Genomic DNA, 26,078 nt, shown 5'->3' with positions numbered 1-26,078 from the left:
GCAGGAACCAGCATTGGAGGAGTTAAAGACTTACTCTAAAGAAATGGATAAATACTCCAAACCATAACCAAAATTGAGGGATTACAATGGGTGAAAGAGTTGAAGGAAAAGACAAAAAATGGAAGGAAAAGCTTGGGCTTGTGCACATTTACACTGGAAATGGCAAAGGAAAGACAACAGCAGCGTTAGGCTTAGCTTTAAGGATGCTGGGAAGTGGAGGAAAAGTTATGATCATCCAGTTTATGAAGGCGCCCAAGGTCTATGGAGAGTACTTTATGAGCGAAACGTGTGGCTACAGCCTTGAGGCTTATGGCCTGCCGAAGTTCGTCCATGGGGAGCCCGAAGAAGATGATATTGAGGCAGCCAGAAAAGCCTTGGAAAAAGCCAAAGAGGCAGCTTCAAGTGGAGAATGGGACTTAGTCGTTTTAGATGAGCTGTGTGTTGCTTTGGGATTTAAAATGTTAAGAGTTGAGGATGTCAAGGAACTCATAAAGAACAAAGCACCTCATACCGAGCTTGTTTTAACGGGCCGCTACTGTCCGGAAGAGCTCTTTGAATTAGCAGACTACGTTACAGAGATGAAAGAGATTAAGCATCCCTATCAAAAGGGGACAACTGCTAGACGTGGGATTGAGTATTAATTACATTTTGTACCGTATCTCCGGCGATTAATGTGGTATAGGGAAAGATTTAAGTTTAATGACGTAGACATTACTACATCACCAGCAATATTTTGGAGGTATTGCAATGAGAGTTACTTGGTACGGTCACGCGTGCTTTTACGTCGAGACACAGGGAATCAAAATTTTGTTCGACCCTTATCTTGATGTTGATGATGACCTCATCGGGGATGTGGACTACATTCTAGTAACGCATGAACACCATGACCACTATGGAAAAACCCCCCTCCTAGGAAGATTGAGAGATGCAACCGTTATTGGGCCAAGGACTGTCTATCTGATGGCCATAAGTGACGGTCTAACAAAGGTCAGAGAGATTAGTGTAGACGAAGAGATTGAGCTTGGAAACAACGTTAGGGTTAAAGCGGTTTATGCTGAGCATCCCTCAAGCCAGTATCCCGTTGGTTACATCGTTTTTGGAGATAAAATCCTTTATCACCCCGGGGACACTTATTATTCTCCCCGGATTAGAGAGCTCAAAGACTACAAAATAGATATTCTCCTCATTCCCATAAGCGGCAAATCTACAGCGAATGAAAGAGAAGCAGCGGACATAGTGGAAGCTATACGGCCTAAGAGAGTTATTCCAATGCACTACGGCATTTATGGCGATGCAAGTATTGAGATGCTAAAGCAGGAGCTTATGAAAAGACGAATTTGGGCGCTCGTTCAGGAGATGAAACCTGGTGAAACGATAGAGGTCTGAGTATGCTCACCACGGGGAGCAAAGGCCTCGATGAGCTTTTGGGTGGGGGCATAGAGAGGGGAGTTCTAACCCAGATTTACGGCATATTTGCTAGTGGAAAGACTACATTAGCGATGCAGGTTGGGCTTTTGAGTGGGGGAAAAGTTGCGTATATCGACACCGAAGGAGGGTTTTCTCCCGAAAGACTGGAGCAGATGGCTATAGCTAGAGGGATTTCAAGTGAAGAAGTTTTAAGCAGGTTTATACTCTTCGAACCTTCAGATTTCAGAGAACAAAGGCGGATGATAGCTGGACTTAAAAAGATTGTAAACGAAAAGTTCTCGCTTATTGTTGTCGATTCCATAACCGCTCACTATAGAGTTGAGGAAAAGAAGCATGAAATGCTAAGTGAGCTAAGCAAGCAGCTCCAAGTCCTCCTGTGGCTCGCTAGAAAATACAACTTGGGCATAATTGTGGTAAACCAAGTCTATTTTGACCCCACACACAATGCACTAAAGCCTATTGCAGAGCACACCTTAGGGTATAAATGTAAAGACATCCTGAGGCTTGAAAAACTTCCTAAGCCTTTCTACAGGATTGCGGTTTTGGAGAGGCACCGCTTTAAGCCTGAAGGTGGGATAGTCCACTTTAGAATAACGGATAGAGGGATAGAGGACGTGGGTGTAAACCATTCTGTTTAATACTGCCCAACATGTTTCATTAATGTACTATATTTTATAGCGGCAAAATTATAAACATTCAATCGTAGTGTTCTTTTGGTGGTTTTAATGGCACTGAGTGATATGCTTGAATTAGTGAACCCATCTGAGATTAGAAAGCTCTTTGATTTAGCTCAAGGCGTTGAAGGATTAATCTCATTGGGAATTGGAGAGCCGGACTTCGACACGCCAAAGCACATCAAAGAATATGCCAAAGAAGCTCTCGATAAAGGGCTGACGCATTATGGTCCAAACGCCGGAATATTGGAGCTGAGGGAGGCAATTGCGGAGAAGTTCAAAAGAGACAACGGAATTGATGTTGACCCAAAAACGCAGGTAATGGTCACCGTTGGGGCAAACCAAGCACTTCTTATGGGTTTTGCAACGTTTTTGAAGGATGGAGATGAAGTTTTAATCCCCTCACCTATGTTCGTCAGCTATGCACCCGCCGTCCTTTTAGCGGGAGGAAAGCCAATAGAAGTCCCCACATATGAGGAAAACGAATTTAGGCTTAGCATTGAAGACTTGAAGAAGTATGTAACCCCAAAAACAAAAGCACTGATAATAAACTCCCCAAACAACCCAACAGGAGCAGTTCTCACAAAGAAGGACGTTGAGGAAATAGCGGACTTTGCAGTGGAGCATGATTTAATGATTTTAAGCGATGAGGTTTATGAATACTTTGTTTATGATGGTGTTAAAAATTACAGCATTGCTTCCCTAAACGGCATGTTTGATAGGGTAATAACAATAAACGGATTCTCAAAGACGTTTGCAATGACCGGCTGGCGCTTGGGCTTTGTTGCAGCGAGAGAGGACATAATAGAAAAGATGGTGCGCTTCCAAATGTACAACTCTACGTGCGCAGTTACCTTTGCCCAAGTCGCTGCAGCTAAGGCCTTGAGAGACGAGAGGAGCTGGAAAGCATTGGAAGACATGAAGAACGAGTACGAAAGGAGGAGAAACCTCGTGTGGAAGCGCTTGAATGAAATGGGGCTTCACACAGTAAAACCAAAAGGCGCATTCTATATCTTCCCAAGAATTAGGGATACAGGGCTGAAGAGCAAGGAGTTCAGCGAGCTGATGATTAAGGAAGCTAGGGTTGCTTTGGTGCCGGGAAGCGCCTTTGGAAAAGCTGGTGAAGGATTCATAAGGATAAGCTACGCTACAGCCTACGAAAAGCTTGAAGAGGCTATGGATAGAATCGAGAAGGTGCTGAAAGAGAAGAGACTTGTTTGAGTCCCCTCCTTTCTTTTCTCCTTAACTCTATCGAAAAGGTTATAAACCTCCCAAAAGCTAAGAAGTTTGGGCGGGCCCGTGGTCTAGACTGGTTATGACGTCGCCCTCACACGGCGAAGGTCCGGGGTTCGAATCCCCGCGGGCCCACCATAAAGTTGAACCCCCTTCTAAAACAGCTTTTTTAAAACATAACCACTCTAAAAACTGCAATCTTTGCTCAAGCTCTCCTAAACGGGCCTCTACATTAAGTGAAGTATCATTAAGTTGTACAACATTTTGTACAACTTGCGCGTTCCCATTCCCATCAACATAAATTACAAGGGCCTTTCTACCATCAACAACTTTGAAATCAATTTCAACTTCTCTCCCAATCAGCCAGTCAAAATCTCTAGGCAATCTTAAAATCGGATATCTAAACCCATCTTTGCTTTTACTACTGCTAACTTTCCTTTTCATACAAATCACCTTCTATTTTGCTTTTCTACTTCTTCTCTTGTTTTTATATTCCCACTAATTTCACCTGTGAACTTTACATTGCTGATAAACCATTTATTGCCAGCATACCAAATGTAATTTCCTATATATCTGGGAGTATCTCCAGGAAATGCGATTAGCTTCCCTGTAGTGTTCCTATCAATCAGCACCTCAAATATAATAGCATCTTCTTTTGATAACTCATCCGAGAATATCTTTATTGATTGATAACAATTGGGAAAATACTCTGTTCCATTTATAATTACTTTGGCCCATCCGGGATAGATGATATCATAATCTGTTCCTTCAACGGGAAGTTTAACATAAGTTAAAACACATCCTGGGAAATATATATTCATTCTAAAATCCTCGATAAGTGTGTAGCCATTGTTCTCTATCATGACAGCATATATCTCATACGTATCTTTCCAGGTAATGTTTCCATAAGACTCTACGACTTTTCCTATCTTATATGATTCTGTTTCTGGTTGATTGTAAAATATTTCAACTCGTAAGTTTGGCTTTTCATATATTCCAATTTTTGTATACATCCATGATATCTCAGGTTCAAGTAGTGGGGATAACACTAAACCAAGTATAATTCCAACGATTATCCAAGTAAACTTTTTCAATCTATGTGGTCTTTTCTTAGAATCAACAGGATTTTCTGATGTAGTTTTAGGGGCTTTGTTGTGCTTAGATGATTTTTTTCTTTTACTCATGGCATCACCTTAAAACTATTTTTTTAATTACTTCCTCTAGCTCTTCAGGACTTATCACAAACACATTTGAGGCCCCATGCAATATACTAAATGCTCTCGATGCCTTAATGCTTCTTTTAACCAAATTCTCGACGTCTTTAATCACAATAAACCCATAATCGCACATTCTAGACAAGTTAGCAATATCCCCCAAAATATATTTAGTCGGCCTGTCGCTTAATTCTAGCTCAAATCCAATAACAACCTCCTTATCAACATCACGATATTTCGGTAAAATCCCAAGCCATTCCTCTCCATCATTAACGCTCATTCTCTCTTTCATCTTCCCATTAATGGCCTTTAAAAACTTAACAAACCTTGGATCGGCCCGTTTATACCAAACAACATCAATTCTTGGGATATAAACCTCTCTCCTATCTTCTTTTCTTAACGGTTCCGGCGTCCATTCCTCGGCCACTTCAAAACCTAACTTACGGCCCAAATCCTTTATTTTCTCCCTAAGCTCCCTCTCATAATCCTTGTTTAGCATAGGTTATCACACTAGTGCCATTTTTAGCTGTTACCAACTTTTGTGGACGTATCCCACTTTCAAACTGTTTCCGTAGACTATCAACGAAATCGATGAAATCAAAGCTAAAAACCACCCATAGGTCATTTTCAAAGTAGAACCTCCAAGAACTCCTGATAACGGTGCTCCTGTAATCACTGCAACTAGTGGATAATCATATCCTATCATACTTAACACACTTTTGAATACATAGAGATAGTACAAACTCACAAAAAGCCCTAAGAACCCCGTTCCGATTAATATCCACCTCGTCTTCCTTTTTTCATATGGTCGAATGAATCCCATTATTACTCCAATTATTGCCAATATAGATGTGACACCAGCTAAATAGAACATCTTTTCACCATAATTAACTACAAAACCCCTTATCAAAAGTTCTTCTGGATCTCTCATTGAAGTTTTTGTACTTGAAAGCCTTATCAGCAATTCTGTAAAAGAATACGATTCTCCCCAGCTTCCATCTATGGTATTCATCTTATAAACGACTTTATGGGTGTATATGTCTGTTGAAAGTAGCCCCATTGTTGCTCTAGAAGTGATTGTGGCCCATGGTAGCATAATCACAGAAAGTAATAACAAGCCACATAATACAACCTGTCCAGTTCTATATGTCATTACTTTCACCAATATAAGTTCGAGATTCAAATATTTAATGTTTGTGGACTTTATAACCCGTTTAATTAGGATACTAGCCAATTAACCACTTCAATGACATTCCTTGTCAATCTTATGAAACGTAAATCACTTAAAAAATTAAATTCAGCTTCTAAAAGCCCCAATCATGTTTTAAGCCCATAACGACCCTTAGCAACTTAAACAAAGGAAAAACAACAAAAATCACTTAAAAAACACTATTAACATATCTTTATTCAACTGCACATTCGCAAGTCTAGATCCAACCTTGTCCATCCCATTAAGATTTTGCAAAAGGTACTCATTCACAACAACATACCAACCTGCTTTTTCGCGCTTGGAAATCTTGACCGCATGGGGTATTTTCTCTTTTAAGAACTTAAATGCAAACCCGAGACACTCCTCCCCATCATTGTCATTCACCGTATAAAACTCTACATACTGAGGTTCAAATCCTAGTTCCTTAGCAATACGTCTACTTAACTTAGCTGAAATACGAATACCATATCTATTACGACTCGAATGTTTGGTTATGGAAACAAATTCACTAGAACTTTTGTCCGCAGTCACTAGCTTTAGTGTTAAATTAATCTTTTTACCCCCTCTTTCCTCCATATTTGTCACCAATTCATTTTTTGAGGATTTAATTAAATCTTTAATGTACACTAGAGATCAGTACACATGGAAATAAAAAATAAAGTTAGGGAGTGGTCTTAGCAGGTTCAGGAATTATCGCATAATATTTATCCTCTTCATCATAAAGTCCCTTTACAAACAGCTCAAGCATTATTAATGTGGCACTATAAAACCCTTCAATAGTATATTCCAACGGATGCTGGTACCAATACACCCTGACATCACTTTCCTCAAGCTTTTCCTGAGTGCTATTTTCCAGTAATCCATTTCCAATAATCAGCAACGCTTTTACAAAAGTAAAGTTCCTCAAATCGAAACTATTAATCCCCTGCTCTTTTAAATAGCGTATCTGATCCTCTTCAAGTTGTTTCGCATCCAATTCTCCCTTAGTGATCAACGCGCTCTTAATTTCTCCGGGTTTATAAGCAGCAATATAATATCTAAGCAATTTTAGAAGACCTCTCTCAGTGTTTTTGAATTTCTTTATTACATTGTCCTCCTTTTTGCTATTTGAAATAAGATTCTTTTCGTCAAGGATTGTGTGAACAATCCTATGTTTTATCTCAATCAAAAACACTGTTCCGAAGTCTTTTAAAATTACAATTAAGTCCACATAGTGCCTCCTATCCTTCCTTCTGCGAAGCTTAAAAAGGGGAATCACTATAGCTCTCCCTCTCTCAATAGATGGCTCTAACGTATACAAAGTTCCAAAATAAACAAGTCTCTCTGCAATTTCTCCTTTTTCTGTAGCACTTAACTCGTTAGGATTATTAAGGCGATAATACTCCCACGCTTCGAGCAATTCAAGATCTTCTAATAATCTTTTGACGGTTCTATCATCCTTTTTCTCGATTTTAACACCCAATTGTTTGTTATTTAGCCCATATAATTCACTCAGTTCCTTAACACTCTCTGCTATCACAGTTTTCAAATCCCTTAGACAAAGGCCCTTTATTATCCCTTTTGTATATACCATTGATTTGAACTCTTTGCACAGATAATCGTCCCCAAAATACTCTTGAAGCTGTTTTAGTAAGGTTTTACTTCTCCTACTCTTGCAGTCTGTATAATCATATTTACCACAATTATTACCACATATCAACCACATCTACCTCCCCGGTTTTGTTTTTATAAAATAAATTTCATAATAATAGGAAGAGCACGAGAGTACTAACACCTACGATAAATCTTCTCTCAATTTTTCAAGCGATAAAAGCATTAAACTCCAATCAAACAAAACCTACTTCGGCCCCTAATACAAGAACAAAACAATAAAAAAGCATATTTAAACATCAAAAACCAATTACATCTTCTTTTCATTAAGAAAGCCATTTTTGGAGGTTCTTTTGTAAGGTGTCCATCGATTAGCTTTGAACAAAATGGGGGTTATTTTGAACTGGCTTGGCCCTCAAGTGAAAATTTTTGCAAATAATGATATACCGTTGAGCTAACAACGAGCCTCACACTTGAAAGCGAGTCCTCTTAGAATCTTTTAATAAAAACGCGTGATTTCATCATGTCCAATAATTCTGGGGGCCAGAAACATTAAACCTAGCACAATTTTTAAACGGGCAAAAAAGACTTTCCAAACTTTAACCGGCCTTAGTAAGCTCTAAGCTCCCATCAAGCCCAACAGAGCCCTGCAATCTACTTAAACTCATCGAATAATATCTTTTGGCTTGGTTAAATAAATCCAAATAATGAAGGCCCATTATATTCCGGCCTTGACTATGCCCAACCATGAACTTAACTACACTTTCTGGGACTTGGAACTCAACCATCTTGTTAATGAACCATTTTCGTAAATACTTCATTTTAATACCTCTTTTCACAGCGTAGGACTGTACTTTGTGATAACTTGTGTCGAACCTTTTTAACTCACTCCCAAGCCATGCCGGCATAAAACAATAATTCGCCTGCTTTGAACCCCTTCTCCAACCAAGCTCATAATATGCAATTTCAACACCATTAAGTGTTTCAAACTTTAACCGGCTTCTTTCAAACGTTTCCAAGATTCTAACGACTTCTTTAATCCTTAGTCCACTAAAAGCAACCAATAAAACCGCCAATCTAACATCGTCCCTATCCGCCCGTTTAAGCCACTCCTTAACTTCGTCATTTGTCGGAACATACAAATCGACACCGCTCGGTTTGATTTTAATAGCTCTCTTTAATTTCCTCGCAAATTCTTCACTAACTATTTCATTCTCGACGCAATAATTAATTAAATTCCTAAGGCCCTTCCCCAAGTGGTCTTTACCCCGCTCAGCCTTGTTCATTATTCTAAACACATCAGCAGGGGCCGAAATAACCTCCCCACTTACGTATCTGTCCAAATTACTAATATAATCTCTAGCAACACCCTCACTAACGCGGGCTTTAATCCAAGTAATAAAATCAAGCCTTAACTCATCATAGGCAATGACATTTTCAAACTCCAATCTTAATGAATGTGAGGTTAAACTTGAGCTTTGTTTATTAAACGTATTGGTTACAGTTTCAGTGTTTAGATTGTATGTACCCTTTATGTTAAACATGTCACTATTATACTCTCTTATACTCTGGTAAGCAAATGTACTAGAGAATGTGCTATTAAAGTTTGGAGCATTATATGCCCTGTTCAGACTAAATAAACCCGTCTCCTTTCCATTCATGCCCTCACACGGCGAAGGTCCGGGGTTCGAATCCCCGCGGGCCCACCATAACGATTCTATGAAGTTCATGTTCTCACACTCCCAAAAAACAAACATCTAAGGGGCATATTGATAAGTTTGGACTTGTTGAATGACGCTTTCTCAAGAACTTCGCCCACTTCTTCATCAATGGCAATATGAATGCGTGTCTTTCGCCGTTTTGAAGCATTTTGAGACGAATGAGAGCCGCTATTTTCAGTGGCCACTTTGGACACTTTGGCCATTCATTTTCACCAAACTTTGAATATGTTTATAATCTTACTAGCTTAAAGAGATTTTTGCTAGACTTTGAAGTATTCCTCTCGTATCCAGTCCTTTTCTTTTCCCCATAAGATGCGGTATTTGTTGTGCCAGTTAGAGCTTAGGTTTTTGTTGGTGTATTCCCACGTGTCTTCTATTGGATCCCATCTTATAAGAGCTAACTCGTTCCGACCTTTAACGCCTCTTTTGTCGCGTGTTCTCTCGTAAATCTCTAAATATTCATTTCCATCGGCCATATAGTGTTTGACCACAAGATATTTGCCAATATAGATGTCTTCTCCTTCGTCTGTTTTTTCATAGAGGACGCCGAGGATTTGCATCATACCTTTTAGGCGTTTGATATTGTCTTTGGCTCTTATTTTTCGCCATTTTGTTTTAAAAATGGCCATACTAACCACCATGATTTTCACACGAATTTCCTCACTCTGTGTTGTCATCACGTGATTACGTATGTTAATGTATCCACTACGTCATACATAGTATGTTATTGTTTATAGGGCTTATCATATTACTCGAATATCTACGGTGTCGGTAAGCTGAATTTGAGGAGTAAAATCACAACACGAAAAATGAGAGTAATAATTACGATCGTAATTTATTTAAGCACGACATTCTAAAACTTTATTGTTTGTAACTTTATATGTGGGTATGCTTAGATGATCTGATGGCCAAAGATAGAGCGATAAATGTAACTATTTGGAAGGACATTTATGGGGCTCCTCTTTTGATTGGGGGGAAAGATATGTGGAGAGCCCTTGACACCAAGACTGGAGAACGGATAACTGCGAGCGAAGCTGCGAGGAAGGTTGGAGAATCTTATGAGGCAAGGCACCAAGCTTATGTTGAGAAGCGGTTTGTATGTCCGGCCTGTAAGATGGAAGTTTCGCTGAGGAAGAGCAAGAGTGGTCGATGGTATTTTTCTCATGTCCCCACTAAAAATGGTTGTGAGTACTATTATTGGTCTGAGAAGGAGGAATGGGCCGAGGAGCTTCATGATGAGTTTAAGCTCTGGCTTAAAGAGCGTTTGAGTATCCAGAGAATTAAGGTTGAGGCTGAGGAGATTATGGACTTTAATAAGTACAAACTAATTCCGGATCTCTACTTCGAAACTGGTGGAAGAAAGGTGGCTGTTGAGGTTGTTGTAAGCTCACCAAGGACTAAAGAGGAAATATTAGAGAAGTCGAGGAGATATGCTGAGCAAGATATTTATGTCCTCTGGATTTTTTACTGGAAGTTCAAAAGAAGTGATGGTGTAACAGTTACAGATCTTGCGAGGGCATCTCTTAATGAGCAGAAGGTAAACAAAAGGATGTTTCGTAAGGACAGTCTTTTCCGCTTAATCCATGCTCTTAACAGAGGGATAATACTTTTCTTTGAGGATGAGCCTACTATATCGGGTGACCCTTATTCTGTCGTGGCTATGCACTTATTGTGGGATGATAACAGTGGCTCTCTTTTGGGACTTATGCCATGGGTTCTAAATTATAAACAACCCCTTGAGCTATCCTTTAAGTTCAAGGATCTAAAGAAAGTGAAACGTTGGCCAGATGGGAAAGTTATAAATGGGCCTTTTAAGATAGCTTTGGTAAGTAACGCATATCCTCAGAAACACGTGGCAATTCTTGGATATTACTTTGAAAAGAGAGGATACAGAATTCGTCTGGGTATATCAATTGGCAGTGGGATTGCTCACAGATTCTATCTAAGAAAAGGGAAAAAGTATTGGTGGGGTGTGATACCTCTTTATTGGAAGAGATACGGAAAATCATGGAAGTGGATTATATCTGTATCAGATTCTTGGCCAGAAGAAAAGCTGTTAACTCGCAAAGATCTTTACAGAATGTTTTACTTAGTCCTTGATAACCTGAAGAGAAAGCTGAGAGATAATGTGCCTTCTGAGATTTTGAATCAACCCCTACTGGCTTGGAATCACAAACTTGGAGTTGGGTATTTTTTAGGTATCACGTTCTCTGAATTTTGGGAACATAAATACCCAAAGATGGTATTTATCGAAGAGGATTTACTATTCCTTAAGAGTATCGGTGCCCTAAAATTCGAAAATATTGAAAAAATAGAAAATAGCCAGTCTAAGAAGAGTAAACAAAGAAAAAGCCTTAAGATCAGCAAAAAAACTTAATAAATTTTGAGGCAGGATTAATTTTATAGAAAGTTAAAAACGTCAATACCCCCTCGAGGTGACTTATATGTGGCTAGAGGTTTGGGAATTCGTTGGAGAGGGGAAACTCATCAGCAGATTCGTACGACTTGATAAAGTTGTTAGCTACAAGGTGGTTACGAATTTCAAGCGAAATATTGGGGATATTCAAGTTAGAATTGATGGATTGGATGGCATTTATCATATTTTTATTCCTGACATAAATGTAATGATAGAAGAGGGCGAGGAAATGTTGAATTTTTTGGTATACCATGCTCTCAAGTTAGAACTGCCGTATAAGTCACATATAACATGGGTGGACTTAGCTTGGGGATTTTATTGGAGATTATTAAAAGAGTTATCAAAGTATTACAAAAGAGGACAATATTTTGTCACTTTTGAACAAATTGATAGAATCTTTGAAAAGTATGGAGTGAATTCAAACTTTGAGGAAATCAAAAATTCACTAGATGTTGTTTTTGACTATAATGGTGCCATATCTAAGCTTGGTGGAATTGAACTTAAAAATTCCGACGATTGGAATTGGGAATTGACATATATAGAGGCAAAAGATATGGAAGTTGAGGCAGAGAAAATCATGAGAACTTTAGGGATTTGGTGATCTATGCAAAAAATAAAGACCCTTTGTATATGAGTGTCTCTTTGTCTCTATTTCTATTGGAGGGCATTGCGCCCGTTCACATATAACTTTGCTTGAAATTTTGCCAAGGGTTCCACTATCCGTTATTGTTTTTCCTGATTCTAGACCATATGTCCTAAGAATATCTTTTTAAGAGCTTCTTTAATTCATAATGAGATTTCTTTCAAGGGTGCTATAATGCTCGTAATCACGATGCTTGACAAATATGACAAGGAGGCTTTTGAAGTTACAGACTATGATAAGCTGCCAAAGAGAGTTTATAGAAGAGATTGAAGACAAAATTGGTGTTCCTGTTGGCTCAATAAGGATAGATCCAGAGTCTTGAGCATATAATTGGTTTGAGAGAGAACATCTATTATAACTCTAAGAATATTTTTACCTTTTCTAGTTCCTCAATTTTATCAATATCTTCCTCACAAAATTTGCTAAATAATTCGTCAAATAGGTGACCCCAACATCGAGGACCAAGAATAGTATGTATGATTCCGGTTTTTCGTTTTTTAAAAATACTCATTTCTCGGTTACTTTCGCTGTTTTCTTCATTAGAATAATTTTCAGATAGAATTCGAAATATTTTGTTTAACACATCTTTATCTCTTTGGGGAATGAGAGGATTGATAAGGTCTACAACACTGAATATTAAATCTTCCAAACATCCTCTGTATACAATAACCTCCACAGGAATATTAAGCTCTTTTTTGATTATTTCATTCTTGGCTGTAATAATATCTTCTTCCCCGTCTTTATCTCCAATTAGGAGTATTTTTGAGATTCCCACAATTTTAACTAGTGCTTTTGAGGCCTCAGCGACATCTTTGAAATATTGTTTTCCTCCAATGCTAAGAAGAATTACCTTTTCTGGATTTGTATGCTCTAAGATATCTATCCTAGTTCCGCCAGGATTCTTTTCAAAAAGTTTGTTAAACTGATCTTTTAAGTTGGAATTCCTATTTGTGCCCTCGTTATATTCCTTTACTTTAATCAGAAAGCTTTTGAAAAACTGTAAATCATTGAATCCCTCAAATACAATGAGGATCATCTTAGGTCTACCCCTATTTTGTTCACTGCTGCATTAGCTTCATTAAGATCATAGGATTCAATTTTTGGAATTCCTTTATCCCATTTTTCGAATCTAAAGATCCTTAAGTCTGTTTTCTTTTGGACTGCCATATCTAGTAGTTTCTCGAGAAACTCAAGACTATGTGTTGTAATGAATATTTGGTTATATCTTGAAGCCTCAAGAATCATATTAATTACTTTATTCATTAATCCAGCGTGAAGATGATTCTCTGGCTCTTCGAGGAGGATATAATTGCCTTTACCAGATAATACATAGAAATATATTAAAGAGGTCTTTGTTCCATCTCCTAAAAGACTTACAGGTATGGCCTTTCCATCTTTTGTTATGATATAAAATTCTGATAGTGTTTCTATAATGTTCTGAATTTCGAGTGTAATCTGCTGAGCTAAAAGTTCTTTAACAGACTCTAGTTTAGGTTTGAAAATTCTATCCAATCTCTTTAATAATTTTGAGAACTTGGCTGTAGTACCAAGATATCCTCTAGTTAGATACTCATCTATTAAAATTGCATTAGCACGTCCTGTCTCTGGATTGCGTTCTAAGAAAATCTGGTAATCTACGAATCCTTTATGTTTAAATTTTATGACTGCCATTACAATCCTACCTTTAGGGGTCATCAAGACAAATTCGGGATGTAAACCTTCTACTGCCAGTTGATTTAACATTTCCAAAATTTTTTCATCTTTTGACTCTTGATCTTGGGTAAGTGCTTCAAGGATTTTTTTAGTAACTGATATTGCAGTTTGATATCCAGAAATATACTCCTCTATAAAGTCGGGGGATACCTCGCTTCCTTGTTTTAATACTAACTCATATTGTGAAACATTAGATTGTATTCTAATATAGTTTTTATTACTAAGGCTATTGAAGAGATAGCTTAGTATATATTCCATGTATTCCTCAACATCAGCTTTCTCCGTATCTGTAATATCTCTAGGATTTAATCCCCTTCTATAAAACACAAGCTCGAATGGTATTCTGCCAAGTAAATCTAGGTGCCCATTAGTTACATTTAAATAGATTGCCTCTAAAACAGTGCTTTTACCTGTATTGTTTTTCCCAATAAACACATTTATATCTCCAAATTCTTGTAGTTTAACTTTTTTTATTCCTCTAAAATTTTCAATTTGTATCCATTCAAGTTTTTTTCTCTTGTTCATTTTTCTCACTCTATTTCATTATTTTTGATAAAAGTTTAAAAATCTTAAGATTTCCTCTTCAATTTTTTCCTTTTCCAATCTTGCATACTCCTCAAATGAGAACCCCTCTTTGAGTCACTAGGATGAATTTATAATAGCCGAGATGATAAATGGGGGAAGTATTAAGGAACATTAGAATCCCCACTCATCTTCCTCTTCCAGTTCATCCCTTCATCCTCTTCAACCGCTCCACTACTCTCAACACCCTCAAGCAGAAAACCGACAATGGCTTTAATCGTGGTTAAATAATCTTCAGCACTCCTAAAAATAGGCCTTCATTTGCTCCATAATTGTTTTAGCAAGGAGATAAAAAGAAACTCCAAAGGCAAATTATGTCATCTCCCCTCAGTCAAGAATAACCCCTAGTACTTGTTCTTTGTCTGTTGGCACTTCTTTAACATCTAATATCTCTACATCTCCTTTTAGCAATTCTTCTTTTTTGATATATTCTCTGACCAATAGCTCGACCCTTCCTTCGTCTCTTGCTAGCACTAGAAATGTTGCAAATGCTTTACTGTCTTCCTCTTCACCGTAATTCACCACGTGAATCTTAAACAACTTCATAATTCCGCACCACGTTAATTATTTCAGGTTTCCTTTACATGCTGAGCATACTTCTCTAGTACAGATACAATCTTTAAGACCTCTTCTTTAGTAAGTCTGTTAGGGAATTGGTTAAGATATGCATCAAGCTTTTCTAATTCAAAAATAGGGACTGTAGATTTCGTTTTTTCCCAAATTATGGCATCTCCTGTAAGCACTATTAAAGGCTGGACATAATACTCTTTTTTGAGAACTCTTTTTAGAAGGGAGGATATGGCAGATGCTTCTCTTTTGGCTTCTATTGTTGGGCTTCGTATTCGTCTTTTGCGTTTCTTTGAACTTCCAATTGTCCAAACATCACCATTAACATAATATTCTCCAGAATAGTTCTTAGTTTCAAGAACAAATATCCCTTTTGAATTCACGATTACATGGTCTATGTTGCCCCTCCTATTTGGTAAGTGAATGTCTGAGAGGATAACGCTTTCAGGATAGTTGAACTCTTCAATAACTCTAAATTCCCCTTCAAAGCCTTTTTTCCAAGTTATGTGTCTGTTGTATTCTCTAAGAGTGAAAATTAGCGTGAAAAATCCCAAATACATGAATATAGGGTGAACCAAGAATAATATGAAAAGTATGAGAGTGATGACTGCCAGTTTTTTAAATCGCTTCTTATGGTATATTGCCCTTTGAGCGGTGTATAACATCCTCTATCACTAAGCATAGCTATTCTTTTTCCATAAATAAAATTTTTGTTAAAAATACAAAACTAAGGCAGCTCATTAATGATGCATAATTTCTTTATCTCTATTGCAACGTCCTCGATGAGCTTGCGGCCGTACTCGGTCCCCATGAACTCTTTCCCAAAAGCTTTTCACAGAGATTTTTTCGACTTCAATTATGTTTTGTCAAATTTGCTTTCAGATATCTTGCACACTTCCGAAAGCTATTTATAATTTTCTTTCAGATTAACATCATGGAGTTAAGATGTATATCATAGAGAGTGGTTAGGAATGTATGTAATAAAAACCCGAAAGCTCACCAAATTTTTTGGAAAGCGGAATATCGTGTATCACCTAAACCTTAAAGTGCCTGAAGGAGCGGTCTACGGGTTTTTGGGGCCAAACGGTGCAGGAAAAACCACCACAATAAAGATGCTCACAGCAGCTTTAAGGCCCACCTACGGAGATATAGAGATTTTTGGCTTAAAGATGCCTGAGAAAAGAGTTAAAATAATGAAAAACGTTGGATATATGCCCGAATATCCTATAGCTTATGAGAACATGACCATTTTTGAATTCCTGATTTATATAGGAAGACTCTCGGGCTTGAAAAAGGAGGAAGCGAGAGAAAAAGCTAAAGACCTAATGCAGTACGTTGGTGTTGGGAGATTAGCTTTAAACAAGATTAAAGAGCTCTCCTCCGGGCAGAAGCAGAGGGTATCCTTTGCCGCGGCATTGATTGGAAATCCTTCCCTCCTAATACTTGATGAGCCGACTGCTAATTTGGATCCCTTGGGAAGAATTGAGCTCATCGGCAGGATTTTAGAGCTCTCCAGAAAAGAAGGCAAAACGATATTCGTAAGCTCGCATATAGTGAGCGAAATTGAAAAGATGTGCAACTATGTAGGACTAATCAACCAAGGCCGCCTCATAGCCCAAGGAAAAATTTCAGAACTCACAAAAATTGAAGAGGACGAATACGACATCCTAACATCGCACAATCCTGATATCATCGAGTTCTTGAAGGAGAGGCCTTACATCAGGGAAGTTTGGGAGGAAGATGGCATTATTCGCGTAAAGGTGGAGCTGAAGTTTTTGGATGAGTTTTTCCTGCAGTTTCCAAAATATTTGGCTAAAGAAGGAATTAGGCTTAAGCTCTTTAGGCCTCACACAAGTCCGCTGGAGAGAATTTTGATGGAGAAGTTTAACATTGAGGTGAGCTCATGATTTCCATACTCTATCAAAACGAAATCATTAGGCTCCTAAAATCTAGGCGGTTTAAGGTTATGCTATCGGTAATGCTCCTCCCTGTGGTTGTTTACTTCTTTACGCATGAAGAAATCACCGAATATGGTGTTAAAGCGTTGGAAAGGTCTTTTCAAATAAATATGTCCGAGTTTATGATCAACTTTTGGATGGGCGTAATTGGACAGCTAATAGTTATAATCCTCATGAGCGACCTCTTAGCGAGTGAGATAGATAAGGGGACAATGAGATTGCTTTTGACAAAGCCCATAAGAAAAAGCGAGATTGTAATAGGAAAGTTCTCCGCCGGGATGACAGCCCTAGCGGTTTTATACGGTATACCTTACTTAACCATGCAGATTTATGGAGTTTTGCTCTATAAATCCGGCTTTGAAGGATTTACATCAACTCTCAACGACTTTCTCTTTGCTTTGGGAGTCACTCTACTCCTGCTTGGGAGCTTAGGAGCTTTTGCAATGTTTCTATCCATTATAGTGGCGAGGCCGCTCTACGCTTCACTCGCGAGCTTTGCAGTAGTTTTCATAGCCCAATTTATAATCCCCTCCCTTCCATTCTTTGACAACCCAGAGCGCTTTAACCTGAGCTATCAAGTAGGAGTGCTTTTAAAGAAGGGCTTTAGCCTTCACACCGGACTCGATGCGTATAAAGGCGACCCCAACATGAGCGCCCTCTTCTTCTTAAGCATAATCCTAATCAGCCTCATATTGACTCTAGTGGGCATATACCGGAAGGAGTATGAGGGATGAGCTATGAAAAGGATCATTATCCTCTTAATCCTGTCCTTTTTCCTTGGAAGTGTCTATGCATCATCCATAGAACTCGGGATAAACGAGGTCCTGCTTGTAGATAATAGCACCGTAACTTTTGATGTAGCACAGAACAACCCAAGCTTAATCCTTTTGATGGTGGAAACTCCAAACGGCACAATTTCAAAGCCCCTAACCTTCGGCGAAAGCTTGTATGTGGATGGAGTAAACTACACGATTGGACATTTTGATGCCCAAACTCTGATTTTAACGCTTCATTTGTTTGGGAACTACTCTCAAGCGAAGGTTTTAAAGAAAAAAGACCTCAACATTAAAGTTTTAGAGAGCTTTGATGCATATGTTAAGTTTGAGGTCAAAAACACCGGCTACTCAGATTTAAACGATACGCTGACAATTACCTCAGGGAGTTTAATTTTGAAAGAATTGCCCTTAAGCTTGAAGCGCGGTGAAGGAATAGCTATAAAAATCAAAAACCCGCCTTCAAACGTCTTTACATTTACACTTGAGGAATCGAAGATAAGCAAAAGCGTTTTTGTGGAAGAGCTGAAGCCCCTTGTGAGCGTTGAGAAAATCTGGAAAGACGAAAAAGTTCACGTCCTCTTAAAGAACAATGGAAACGAAAGTGTAAATGCTACGCTCAAGCTCTCCTTCAACGGCCTAATTGTTGAGACCAAAAAAGTTGAGTTAAAGGAGAAAGAAGAAAGAGATGTAGTGTTTGAGAGCGATATAGACCAAGGGACAATTTTGCTCGACTACGGCATTTTAAAGCAGGAGAGCTTTTATTTTGAGCCTCCTGAGGTTTCAGTTTTAAAAGCTGAGAGGATAGGAGATAAAGTTAAGATCTGGCTCAAAAATGAAGGAAGAACTTTTGTTGGGAAAGTCAGCGTGATGCAGAACTCCGTTATTGTAGGAGAGCCTCTCTATCAAAGCGTTAAGATTAAGCCCAACGAGGAAGTCAGCGTTGAGTTTAAAGTTTCGGGGGAGGTTTCTTATTTAACTGTTGTTATTTCCTCAAAGGAGTTCTCCACAACAGTTCCCATAGCCCTTGAAAGAGGGCTTGAAGTTAAGGCTTTGAACACCTATGCAAAAGCATTCTTAGGGGGAAGTGCAAATTATCTCATCTCAATTACAGGGGATGGAAGGATAAAGCTTGGCGTTGAGGGGCTTCCAAAGAGCATTAAGGCAAACTTTTACTATAACGAGATTCAGGTAGATGAGCTTGAAATTCCAGGCAGTGCTCAAGTAGCTCTGGTTTTGAGCCTTCCGAGCTTTCCTCAAGAGTTTAAAATAAATGATATCGTAGAGTTCAACCTAACTGTAAACAATATTAAAGTCCCATTGAAGCTCGAAATTAAAGGAGGAGGCATTTTACCAATTTACGGGGATAACTGGCTCGCAAAAATAAATTACACAAGTGAAGTCCACCATATAGCCGTTCCCTACAGAGTTATCGGAAGGGATATAACTCCCCCATACGTGTTTGAAAAGGGAGATGGAGAGCTTATAGCGTTCCTGTACGGCAGATACGTTAAACAGGGCAGCGATTTAAGACTCCACCTCCTAAACGCCTATGGAGAGATATTAGCTTCCTCACAACAGCCAAAGGGACAAGCGGATTACATAGTCTTCAACGAAAGCAACTTTATGGTGATGGTGGAGGGCAAAGGTTACTTTGAGGGCATTCTCTTGGTCGCAGATTATATGAACTACCCGAGAAACGTATCCTTTGAGCTCAAAAGAAGGGATTTCGGAGAAGGATTAAAGGTTTTCATTATCAATGCCACAAGGCTTAGGGGGAAAACACTGGAAGTAAAAGCGGAATCAAAGGAAAAAGTTGAGCTTAGGGCTTACTACTTCACACTCAACAGCGAAAGGGAGGACTTTGATTCACTCTCTACAGACATTAAAAAGGCTATCTTTACTGTAAGGGGAAACAGCATCAAAGGCGAGATAAATGTTAGGAGTGACGAGGACTTTTTGGCTGTGGTTGTAAGGGGAGAGGGAAACGTGGCTTTAAGCTTTAATGTTAAAAGCAGAGGGTTGAGAGTAGAAGAACTCAGCACCAAAGAAGTTTATTTGGCAGTTTTAGGGCTCTTAGCCCTTTTAATAGCCGCAATCATGTTGGAAAAGAAGATTGGATAATACTCTTTTTAAGTTTTCAAGGGTTTTCCCTTTCTTGGACAATTTATCCAACACAAAGCGCCACCTTTTAAAATGTAAAAGGTTTTTATAGGCTTAAAACATAATGAGTTAGGGTGGTGCTCATGACTTTTGATAAGAAAAAGGTGGAAGAGATTAAGAAAGCTGAACAGGAATGGGAAGAAAAAGCTGTAAAACCGCTCATCGCTAAGAGACCCGAGAGAAGGGAAAAATTCATGACAGACGACGGCTTTGAGATTAAAAGGACTTACACCCCCGCGGATTTGGAAGAATGGGACTACTTAGAAAAGCTCAACTTCCCTGGTCAATATCCCTTCACGAGGGGCGTTTACCCAACGATGTATAGGGGAAGATTTTGGACGATGAGGCAGTACGCAGGGTTTGGAACCGCTGAAGAGAGCAATAAAAGGTATAAATACCTCCTCTCCCAAGGACAAACAGGATTGAGTGTTGCTTTTGACTTGCCCACACAAATTGGTTATGATAGCGACCACCCAATGTCTGAGGGAGAAGTGGGTAAAGTTGGTGTTGCGATAGACTCTTTATGGGATATGGAAATTCTTTTCGATGGAATTCCTTTAGATAAGGTCTCAACTTCGATGACAATTAACGCCACAGCGGCAAACCTCTTAGCTATGTACATATTGGTTGCCCAAAAGCAAGGTGTTCCCCAAAATATCCTCAGAGGTACAGTCCAAAACGATCTCCTCAAAGAGTACATCGCGAGGGGAACTTACATCTTCCCGCCAAAGCCGTCAATGCGTTTGGCCACTGATGTTATTATGTACTGTGCCGAGAACGTTCCAAAATGGAACCCAATCTCAATAAGTGGTTACCACATTAGGGAAGCTGGTGCAAATGCGGTCCAAGAGGTAGCGTTCACATTAGCGGATGGTATTGAATACGTCAAAGCTGTCATCGCGAGGGGTATGGACGTTGACAAGTTCGCTCCAAGGTTGAGCTTCTTCTTCAACGCTCACAACAACTTCCTTGAGGAGATTGCCAAGTTCAGGGCCGCAAGGAGATTATGGGCAAAGATAATGAAGGAGAAGTTCAATGCCAAGAATCCAAAATCAATGCTCTTAAGATTCCACACTCAAACGGGAGGCTCCACCTTGACGGCCCAACAGCCAGAGAACAACATAGTTAGGGTTGCCATCCAAGCTTTGGCTGCTGTTTTGGGTGGAACTCAATCATTACACACAAACAGCTATGATGAAGCTCTTTCACTCCCAACGGAGAAGAGCGTTAGGATAGCCCTTAGAACACAGCAAATCATAGCCTACGAGAGCGGCGTTGTTGACACAATCGACCCACTTGGAGGCAGCTATTACATAGAGTGGCTCACCGACCACATCGAAGAGGAAGCCATGAAGTACATCGAGAAGATTGAAGCCATGGGCGGAATGATGAGGGCCATTGAGCGCGGATATATTCAAAAGGAGATTGCTGACAGCGCTTACAAGTACCAGAGAGAAGTTGAGGAGAAGAAGCGCATCATAGTTGGCGTTAATGAGTTCGTCGTTGAAGAAGAGCTCGATGTTGAAATACTTAAGGTTGACCCAAGCATAAGGGAGAAGCAGATTGAGAGGCTCAAGAAGCTTAAGGCTTCAAGAGACAACAAGAAGGTCCAAGAAGCATTAGACGCTCTTAGAAAGGCTGCAGAGAAAGAGGATGTCAACCTAATGCCATACATCATAGAGGCCCACAAGCACTTGGCAACATTAGGAGAAGTCACAGATGTCCTCAGAGAAGTTTGGGGAGAATACAGAGCTCCATTAATATTCTGAGCCTTTTCTTTTCTCCTTACTTTTGAATATACTCTGTAAGAACTATTTATTTTGAAGTGAGCATTTTTAGGACATTAGACGATGAGGGCAAGATATATAATATCCTTTGACTTTTGTTATAATTTAGGTGTGAAGGATGCCGTACATAGAGAAGCTTGAAATGAAAGGTTTCAAATCATATGGCAACAGAAAAGTCGTAATACCTTTCTCCAAGGGGTTCACAGCAATAGTGGGGGCAAACGGGAGCGGTAAGAGCAATGTGGGCGATGCTATGCTTTTCGTTCTCGGCGGACTCTCCGCAAAAGCAATGAGAGCTACCAGGATAAGTGATTTAATCTTCGCAGGGACTAAGAAAGAGCCTCCTGCAAAATATGCTGAGGTAACCCTCTACTTCAACAACGAAGATAGGGGCTTTCCCATTGATGAGGACGAAGTTGTGATAACGAGAAGAGTTTATCTCGATGGAAGGAGTATCTACAAGCTCAATGGAAAGAGAACAAGCAGAAGTGATATTTTAGACTTGCTGAGCGCAGCGATGATTTCCCCAGAGGGCTACAACTTAGTGCTCCAAGGAGATATCACAAAGTTCATCAAGATGAGTCCAACTGAGAGACGTTTAATAATCGATGAAATTTCAGGAATTGCTGAATACGATGAGAAGAAGAAGAGGGCCATGGAAGAGCTCAAGCAGGCGGAAGAGAATTTAGCGAGGGTTGATTTGCTTATAAGTGAGGTTAAAAAACAACTCGATAAGCTTGAAAAAGAGAGAAACGACGCTTTGCGGTATCTCGATTTAAAGGAAAGGCTGGAAAAGGCTAAAGTTACGCTTTTGGTTGGTGAGATTAAGAAGCTCGAGCGCTTGATAAATGAAAGCGAAAAGAAAGAAGCTGAACTTCAAAGTAAAGAAAGCGAAATAGAGAAACGCTTGAGTGGAATAGCTAAAGAGATTGTAGAGACAGAAAAGGAACTCCAGAGGGTTGAAGCCACACTTGAAAGCGAGAGCGGTGAAGAGCTTTTAGAGCTAACGAGAAAGATGAGTGAGGTCCAGTCGAAGATAGAGGTTGCTAAGAGGAACATTGAGCTTGCAAAGAAAGAGATAGAGGACAGCAGATTTAGGATGGCCAAAGCCAAAGATGAGCTAAAGAAAGTTTCTGAAGAGATAGAAAGGAGCAAAGGTGCAATAGAAAGGTGGAAAAAGCGCAGGGAGAAGTTGATAGCACAAATTCAAGAGAAGGAGAAAGAGAGGAATGAACTTGTAGTCAAGCTCGGTGAGATAGACAAAAACTTCACGATAGCAAAGCAGGAGTTCGATAAAACCACAGATGAGCTTGAAAACCTCAAACGCCAATACTACCAAAAAGAAAACGATATCACAAAGTTCAATGAAAATATCGAGCGTTTACAGGTCAGGATAAGCCAGTTGAAGGCCAAAAAGCTCTCACTAAAGAACAAGATTCAGGAGCTCAAAGTAAAAATAGAGGAGAAAAAAGAAGAGCAGAGCAAAATAGAAAACAGTATGCAGAGGGGAGAGAGCAAATTAAGAAAGCTCGAAAAGGAAATAGAGGAGAAGCAGAGGGAGTTGCAAAAAATTACTGCTGAATTGGAAAGTGCCAAGAAAGAACTCATTAAGTTAGAGGCAAGGCAGGAAGCCCAAGGAAGTAAGAACAGAGCTATTGAAGCCCTAAAGCGTTCTGGAATACGGGGCATTCATGGTGCCCTTGGTGAATTGATTAAAGTAGTTGATGAGAAGTATCTAACGGCTGTAGATGTTGCTTTAGGATCTCACTTCGATAACCTCGTTGTGGAAGATGATAAGGTTGCAGAGGAGGCAATAAAGTTCCTCAAACGTAACAAACTTGGACGTTTAACTTTTCTCCCTCTCAATAAGATAAAGCCGAGAAAAGCGCCGAGTGTTGGCGGCGGAATCCCAGCGATTGAATTGGTGGAGTACAATCCGAGATATGAGAACGCAGTTTCTTTTGCCCTCGGGGATACCCTCGTAGTTGAAGACATGAACGAAGCGCGGAGAATAGGGATAGGCAAGGCAAGAATGGTAACCCTTGGCGGTGAACTCCTTGAGAGGAGCGGTGCAATAGTTGGAGGGCACTATAGACCGAGGCAGAGGATAAGCATTGGAAACATTGAGGAAGTTAGAGCAAAGGTTCAAGCTCTCGAAACCCAAAAAGAGAGTATGGAATCTATTTTAAACGCGCTGAAGGTGGAGCATAGAGGACTTGAGAGAGAACTGTTTGAGCTTAGAGTAAAGAAAAGCGACGTCTCAAAGGACTTGGAAGTCCTCCAAAAGGACATGATGAGGCTTCTAGGGGAAGATAAGCTTGCGAGCGAAGAGATTGAAGAGAGTGAAAAGCTTATAGAAGAGCTCAAAAAGAGGATAAAGGACACGAAGGGAGAGATGGCAAAGCTTGAAGGAAGGATTGAGCGCTTAGAAAAGAAGAAGGAAAAGCTCAGAAAAGCTTTGGACAACCCAGAGGCAAGAGAATTGAACCAGAAGATAAGGGAAGTTGAGCATGAGCTCACAAAGCTTAAGGAAGAGCTGAGCAAGGTTGAATCAAAGCTCGAAAGTTTGGACATTAGAATTAACGAGGAGCTCATCCCCAGGAGAGCGGATTTAGAAGAGGAGATTGAGGGCTTAGCCAACAAGATAAACGCATTTAAACAGAGCATAACCAAAAATGAAGAAGATATCGAGGTCTTAGGTAAAGAGCTCCAGAAGCTTCAAGAAGAGGAGTCAAAGTTGAAAGAGGACGTGAAAGGCCTAAGGGATAAGAGAGAAAAGCTAAAGACAAAGCTCATATCATTAAGGGAAGAGAAGGACAAGCTTAGAGAGGAACTTCAAAAGCTGGGAATAGAAGCAAACACGTTGAAGATACAGGTAGCACAATACAACGCCAAGCTCCAAGAGCTTAACCGTGAGCTCAAGCACCACGACGTAAAGCTCGTTAAAGAAATCCCCCTCGATTTGGAAAAGCTTAGAGATGAGATAGACGAGATGGAAGAAGAGATTAAGAGACTCGAACCTGTCAACATGAAGGCTATTGAGGACTACGAGGTCGTAGAGACGCGCTATCTCGAGCTTAAGTCAAAGAGAGAAAAGTTAGAGGCTGAGAAGGACAGCATTGTGGAGTTCATAGATGAGATAGAGTCTCAAAAGAAGAGCGTTTTCATGGCAACACTCAATGCCATAGCCGAAAACTTCTCCAAGCTCTTCGCTAAGCTGAGCCCCGGAGGAGAGGCCAAGCTTAAGCTGGAGAATGAGGAGGATCCATTCAGCGGAGGACTTGAGATTGAAGCAAAACCCGCAGGGAAAGAGGTAAAGAGGATAGAGGCTATGAGCGGCGGTGAAAAAGCTTTGACGGCATTGGCGTTCGTCTTCGCCATCCAGCACTACAAGCCAGCTCCATTCTACCTCTTCGACGAAATTGATGCACACCTCGATGACGCCAACGTTAAGCGTGTGGCTGACCTAATTAAAGAAGGCTCACAGACGAGCCAGTTCATCGTGATAACGCTTAGAGACGTGATGATGGCCAATGCCGATAAGATAATCGGTGTCTCAATGCGTGAGGGCATTTCAAGGGTCGTCAGCTTGAGCTTGGAGAAGGCCATGGAGTACATTGAAAAGGCAAGGCAGAAAAATGCTTTAGGCCTTTAGTTTTTAATTTTAAAAACCTTTAATTGGAGGCTTTGAAATGGAGCATAGAATGGAGGAGGAAATAACTCCCGTTGATATACTACTCCAGCTTGTCATGATGGGAAAAGTTGACCCATGGAACATTGACATAGCTGACCTGACGGAGAAGTATATCGAGAGGCTTAGGGAGATGAAAGACCTAGACCTAAGGGTCTCGGCGAGAGCTATTTTAGCAGCATCGATTTTGCTTAGGATGAAAACTGAAGCGCTCCTCTACGGTGATGAAAAGGATGAGGATAAGGAAGAAGCAAAAGAGCGCATTCACGTTGAGGTCGATCCAATAGTACCGCCCATTAGAAGAGTTGAACGCCACTATACCTTGGAGGATCTCATAGATGCCCTCATGGACGCTCTCGAAGAGGCGGAACGCAAAAAACCAAGAAAGAGAAAGAAGGTCAAAATAGAGGAAGAGATATTCGTCGTTGATGATTTTAGGGTTGATATCGAAAAGCACGTTAACCGTTTATACGAGATAGTGAAGGAGGCCTATGAGGAGACCAAGGATAAGATAAGCTTTTGGGATCTTGTATTTGACCCACGCCCAAAGATAGTGGCAAGGACATTCCTCTACATCCTCTTCCTAGCGAATATGGGGAAAGTGGAGATAATCCAAGAAGAGCCCTTCGGTGAAATCTACATACTCCCTATAGAAGCATTGAAAGGAAATTAAATTCCCTCAACACTTTTTTATCCTTAGAAGCACTCGATTATA

The 26,078-nt window shown here is 39.9% G+C and carries 23 protein-coding genes, 1 tRNA gene and 1 pseudogene; 14 read left to right on the top strand and 11 right to left on the bottom strand.

Annotation, left to right across the window (positions count from 1 at the left end; translation table 11 throughout):
- Positions 1–86 precede the first annotated feature (86 nt).
- The 5 genes from cobO (at position 87) to PAP_RS06130 (ending at position 3,473) form a co-directional block, all read left to right on the top strand.
- Positions 87–641, top strand: a complete 555-nt coding sequence (cobO, locus tag PAP_RS06150; RefSeq protein WP_048165180.1) for a cob(I)yrinic acid a,c-diamide adenosyltransferase — start codon at positions 87–89, stop codon at positions 639–641.
- Positions 642–747: 106 nt separating this feature from the next.
- Positions 748–1,386 (top strand): MBL fold metallo-hydrolase, encoded by a 639-nt coding sequence (locus PAP_RS06145; RefSeq protein ID WP_048165179.1) that lies wholly within the window; start codon positions 748–750, stop codon positions 1,384–1,386.
- 2 nt (positions 1,387–1,388) lie between these two features.
- Positions 1,389–2,066: a DNA repair and recombination protein RadB gene (gene radB / locus PAP_RS06140; protein ID WP_048165178.1), complete on the top strand. Its 678-nt coding sequence runs from the start codon at positions 1,389–1,391 to the stop codon at positions 2,064–2,066.
- Positions 2,067–2,153: 87 nt separating this feature from the next.
- The gene (locus PAP_RS06135; RefSeq protein ID WP_048165177.1) at positions 2,154–3,323 is read left to right on the top strand and encodes a pyridoxal phosphate-dependent aminotransferase; all 1,170 of its coding nucleotides are present in this window, start codon (positions 2,154–2,156) and stop codon (positions 3,321–3,323) included.
- A 72-nt stretch (positions 3,324–3,395) separates the two neighbouring features.
- Positions 3,396–3,473: transfer RNA gene (locus PAP_RS06130), tRNA-Val, on the top strand.
- Positions 3,474–3,784: 311 nt separating this feature from the next.
- Here the strand turns inward: PAP_RS06130 and PAP_RS06125 are convergent.
- From PAP_RS06125 to PAP_RS06090, 7 genes are all read right to left on the bottom strand, one after another.
- Positions 3,785–4,519, bottom strand: coding sequence for a hypothetical protein (locus PAP_RS06125; RefSeq protein WP_048165176.1), 735 nt, complete (start codon positions 4,517–4,519; stop codon positions 3,785–3,787).
- Between the two features lie 4 nt (positions 4,520–4,523).
- A complete protein-coding gene (locus tag PAP_RS06120; protein ID WP_048165175.1) occupies positions 4,524–5,048 on the bottom strand; it encodes a hypothetical protein in 525 nt (174 codons plus the stop codon).
- Positions 5,049–5,078: 30 nt separating this feature from the next.
- Positions 5,079–5,711, bottom strand: coding sequence for a hypothetical protein (locus PAP_RS06115; RefSeq protein ID WP_144367998.1), 633 nt, complete (start codon positions 5,709–5,711; stop codon positions 5,079–5,081).
- A 213-nt stretch (positions 5,712–5,924) separates the two neighbouring features.
- Positions 5,925–6,335, bottom strand: a complete 411-nt coding sequence (locus PAP_RS06110) for a hypothetical protein (RefSeq protein WP_048165173.1) — start codon at positions 6,333–6,335, stop codon at positions 5,925–5,927.
- A gap of 85 nt (positions 6,336–6,420) precedes the next feature.
- Complete coding sequence (locus PAP_RS06105; RefSeq protein WP_048165172.1) at positions 6,421–7,464, bottom strand: hypothetical protein; 1,044 nt, start codon at positions 7,462–7,464, stop codon at positions 6,421–6,423.
- A gap of 484 nt (positions 7,465–7,948) precedes the next feature.
- Positions 7,949–9,079 (bottom strand): integrase, encoded by a 1,131-nt coding sequence (locus PAP_RS06100; protein ID WP_048165171.1) that lies wholly within the window; start codon positions 9,077–9,079, stop codon positions 7,949–7,951.
- Between the two features lie 251 nt (positions 9,080–9,330).
- Positions 9,331–9,699 (bottom strand): hypothetical protein, encoded by a 369-nt coding sequence (locus tag PAP_RS06090; protein ID WP_048165169.1) that lies wholly within the window; start codon positions 9,697–9,699, stop codon positions 9,331–9,333.
- A gap of 275 nt (positions 9,700–9,974) precedes the next feature.
- Between PAP_RS06090 and PAP_RS06085 the strand changes: the two genes are divergently transcribed.
- The 3 genes and pseudogenes from PAP_RS06085 to PAP_RS10415 all read left to right on the top strand — a co-directional run.
- On the top strand, positions 9,975–11,447 hold the full coding sequence (locus tag PAP_RS06085) for a competence protein CoiA (protein ID WP_048165168.1): 1,473 nt from the start codon (positions 9,975–9,977) through the stop codon (positions 11,445–11,447).
- Between the two features lie 67 nt (positions 11,448–11,514).
- Positions 11,515–12,087 (top strand): hypothetical protein, encoded by a 573-nt coding sequence (locus PAP_RS06080; protein WP_048165167.1) that lies wholly within the window; start codon positions 11,515–11,517, stop codon positions 12,085–12,087.
- A gap of 207 nt (positions 12,088–12,294) precedes the next feature.
- Positions 12,295–12,479, top strand: a pseudogene (locus PAP_RS10415) (adenylosuccinate synthetase); the annotation flags it as partial.
- A 2-nt stretch (positions 12,480–12,481) separates the two neighbouring features.
- Here PAP_RS10415 and PAP_RS06075 read toward each other — a convergent pair.
- From PAP_RS06075 to PAP_RS06060, 4 genes are all read right to left on the bottom strand, one after another.
- Positions 12,482–13,165 (bottom strand): hypothetical protein, encoded by a 684-nt coding sequence (locus tag PAP_RS06075; RefSeq protein WP_048165166.1) that lies wholly within the window; start codon positions 13,163–13,165, stop codon positions 12,482–12,484.
- Entirely contained in the window at positions 13,162–14,367 is a 1,206-nt protein-coding gene (locus PAP_RS06070; RefSeq protein WP_048165165.1) for an AAA family ATPase, read from the bottom strand. The genes PAP_RS06075 and PAP_RS06070 overlap by 4 nt, the downstream gene beginning before the upstream one ends.
- A 384-nt stretch (positions 14,368–14,751) precedes the next feature.
- The gene (locus tag PAP_RS06065; protein ID WP_048165164.1) at positions 14,752–14,970 is read right to left on the bottom strand and encodes a hypothetical protein; all 219 of its coding nucleotides are present in this window, start codon (positions 14,968–14,970) and stop codon (positions 14,752–14,754) included.
- A gap of 23 nt (positions 14,971–14,993) precedes the next feature.
- Positions 14,994–15,551 (bottom strand): nuclease-related domain-containing protein, encoded by a 558-nt coding sequence (locus PAP_RS06060; protein ID WP_084177573.1) that lies wholly within the window; start codon positions 15,549–15,551, stop codon positions 14,994–14,996.
- A gap of 411 nt (positions 15,552–15,962) precedes the next feature.
- Between PAP_RS06060 and PAP_RS06055 the strand changes: the two genes are divergently transcribed.
- The 6 genes from PAP_RS06055 to PAP_RS06030 all read left to right on the top strand — a co-directional run bounded on the left by PAP_RS06055 (position 15,963) and on the right by PAP_RS06030 (position 26,036).
- Positions 15,963–16,898 (top strand): ABC transporter ATP-binding protein, encoded by a 936-nt coding sequence (locus tag PAP_RS06055; RefSeq protein WP_048165162.1) that lies wholly within the window; start codon positions 15,963–15,965, stop codon positions 16,896–16,898.
- A complete protein-coding gene (locus PAP_RS06050; protein ID WP_048165161.1) occupies positions 16,895–17,683 on the top strand; it encodes an ABC transporter permease in 789 nt (262 codons plus the stop codon). Before PAP_RS06055 ends, PAP_RS06050 begins: the two co-directional genes overlap by 4 nt.
- A gap of 3 nt (positions 17,684–17,686) precedes the next feature.
- Positions 17,687–19,846, top strand: a complete 2,160-nt coding sequence (locus tag PAP_RS06045) for a hypothetical protein (protein WP_048165160.1) — start codon at positions 17,687–17,689, stop codon at positions 19,844–19,846.
- 122 nt (positions 19,847–19,968) lie between these two features.
- Entirely contained in the window at positions 19,969–21,654 is a 1,686-nt protein-coding gene (locus PAP_RS06040) for an acyl-CoA mutase large subunit family protein (RefSeq protein WP_048165159.1), read from the top strand.
- A 136-nt stretch (positions 21,655–21,790) separates the two neighbouring features.
- Positions 21,791–25,327 (top strand): chromosome segregation protein SMC, encoded by a 3,537-nt coding sequence (gene smc, locus PAP_RS06035; protein WP_048165158.1) that lies wholly within the window; start codon positions 21,791–21,793, stop codon positions 25,325–25,327.
- Positions 25,328–25,364: 37 nt separating this feature from the next.
- On the top strand, positions 25,365–26,036 hold the full coding sequence (locus tag PAP_RS06030; RefSeq protein WP_048165157.1) for a segregation and condensation protein A: 672 nt from the start codon (positions 25,365–25,367) through the stop codon (positions 26,034–26,036).
- The last annotated feature ends 42 nt before the right edge of the window (positions 26,037–26,078 follow it).

Source organism: Palaeococcus pacificus DY20341, from assembly GCF_000725425.1.
Classification (GTDB): Archaea; Methanobacteriota_B; Thermococci; order Thermococcales; family Thermococcaceae; genus Palaeococcus; species Palaeococcus pacificus.
This window is presented reverse-complemented; position numbering and strand designations above follow the sequence as displayed.

What these genes read in the sequence shown, in the direction of transcription:
- cobO (WP_048165180.1), top strand. Translation starts at nt 87, where the DNA reads ATGGGTGAAAGAGTTGAAGGAAAAGACAAAAAATGGAAGGAAAAGCTT.
- PAP_RS06145 (WP_048165179.1), top strand. Translation starts at nt 748, where the DNA reads ATGAGAGTTACTTGGTACGGTCACGCGTGCTTTTACGTCGAGACACAG.
- radB (WP_048165178.1), top strand. Translation starts at nt 1,389, where the DNA reads ATGCTCACCACGGGGAGCAAAGGCCTCGATGAGCTTTTGGGTGGGGGC.
- PAP_RS06135 (WP_048165177.1), top strand. Translation starts at nt 2,154, where the DNA reads ATGGCACTGAGTGATATGCTTGAATTAGTGAACCCATCTGAGATTAGA.
- PAP_RS06125 (WP_048165176.1), bottom strand. Translation starts at nt 4,519, where the DNA reads ATGAGTAAAAGAAAAAAATCATCTAAGCACAACAAAGCCCCTAAAACT.
- PAP_RS06120 (WP_048165175.1), bottom strand. Translation starts at nt 5,048, where the DNA reads ATGCTAAACAAGGATTATGAGAGGGAGCTTAGGGAGAAAATAAAGGAT.
- PAP_RS06110 (WP_048165173.1), bottom strand. Translation starts at nt 6,335, where the DNA reads ATGGAGGAAAGAGGGGGTAAAAAGATTAATTTAACACTAAAGCTAGTG.
- PAP_RS06105 (WP_048165172.1), bottom strand. Translation starts at nt 7,464, where the DNA reads ATGTGGTTGATATGTGGTAATAATTGTGGTAAATATGATTATACAGAC.
- PAP_RS06100 (WP_048165171.1), bottom strand. Translation starts at nt 9,079, where the DNA reads ATGAACTTCATAGAATCGTTATGGTGGGCCCGCGGGGATTCGAACCCC.
- PAP_RS06090 (WP_048165169.1), bottom strand. Translation starts at nt 9,699, where the DNA reads ATGGCCATTTTTAAAACAAAATGGCGAAAAATAAGAGCCAAAGACAAT.
- PAP_RS06085 (WP_048165168.1), top strand. Translation starts at nt 9,975, where the DNA reads ATGGCCAAAGATAGAGCGATAAATGTAACTATTTGGAAGGACATTTAT.
- PAP_RS06080 (WP_048165167.1), top strand. Translation starts at nt 11,515, where the DNA reads ATGTGGCTAGAGGTTTGGGAATTCGTTGGAGAGGGGAAACTCATCAGC.
- PAP_RS06075 (WP_048165166.1), bottom strand. Translation starts at nt 13,165, where the DNA reads ATGATCCTCATTGTATTTGAGGGATTCAATGATTTACAGTTTTTCAAA.
- PAP_RS06070 (WP_048165165.1), bottom strand. Translation starts at nt 14,367, where the DNA reads ATGAACAAGAGAAAAAAACTTGAATGGATACAAATTGAAAATTTTAGA.
- PAP_RS06065 (WP_048165164.1), bottom strand. Translation starts at nt 14,970, where the DNA reads ATGAAGTTGTTTAAGATTCACGTGGTGAATTACGGTGAAGAGGAAGAC.
- PAP_RS06060 (WP_084177573.1), bottom strand. Translation starts at nt 15,551, where the DNA reads ATGTATTTGGGATTTTTCACGCTAATTTTCACTCTTAGAGAATACAAC.
- PAP_RS06055 (WP_048165162.1), top strand. Translation starts at nt 15,963, where the DNA reads ATGTATGTAATAAAAACCCGAAAGCTCACCAAATTTTTTGGAAAGCGG.
- PAP_RS06050 (WP_048165161.1), top strand. Translation starts at nt 16,895, where the DNA reads ATGATTTCCATACTCTATCAAAACGAAATCATTAGGCTCCTAAAATCT.
- PAP_RS06045 (WP_048165160.1), top strand. Translation starts at nt 17,687, where the DNA reads ATGAAAAGGATCATTATCCTCTTAATCCTGTCCTTTTTCCTTGGAAGT.
- PAP_RS06040 (WP_048165159.1), top strand. Translation starts at nt 19,969, where the DNA reads ATGACTTTTGATAAGAAAAAGGTGGAAGAGATTAAGAAAGCTGAACAG.
- smc (WP_048165158.1), top strand. Translation starts at nt 21,791, where the DNA reads ATGCCGTACATAGAGAAGCTTGAAATGAAAGGTTTCAAATCATATGGC.
- PAP_RS06030 (WP_048165157.1), top strand. Translation starts at nt 25,365, where the DNA reads ATGGAGCATAGAATGGAGGAGGAAATAACTCCCGTTGATATACTACTC.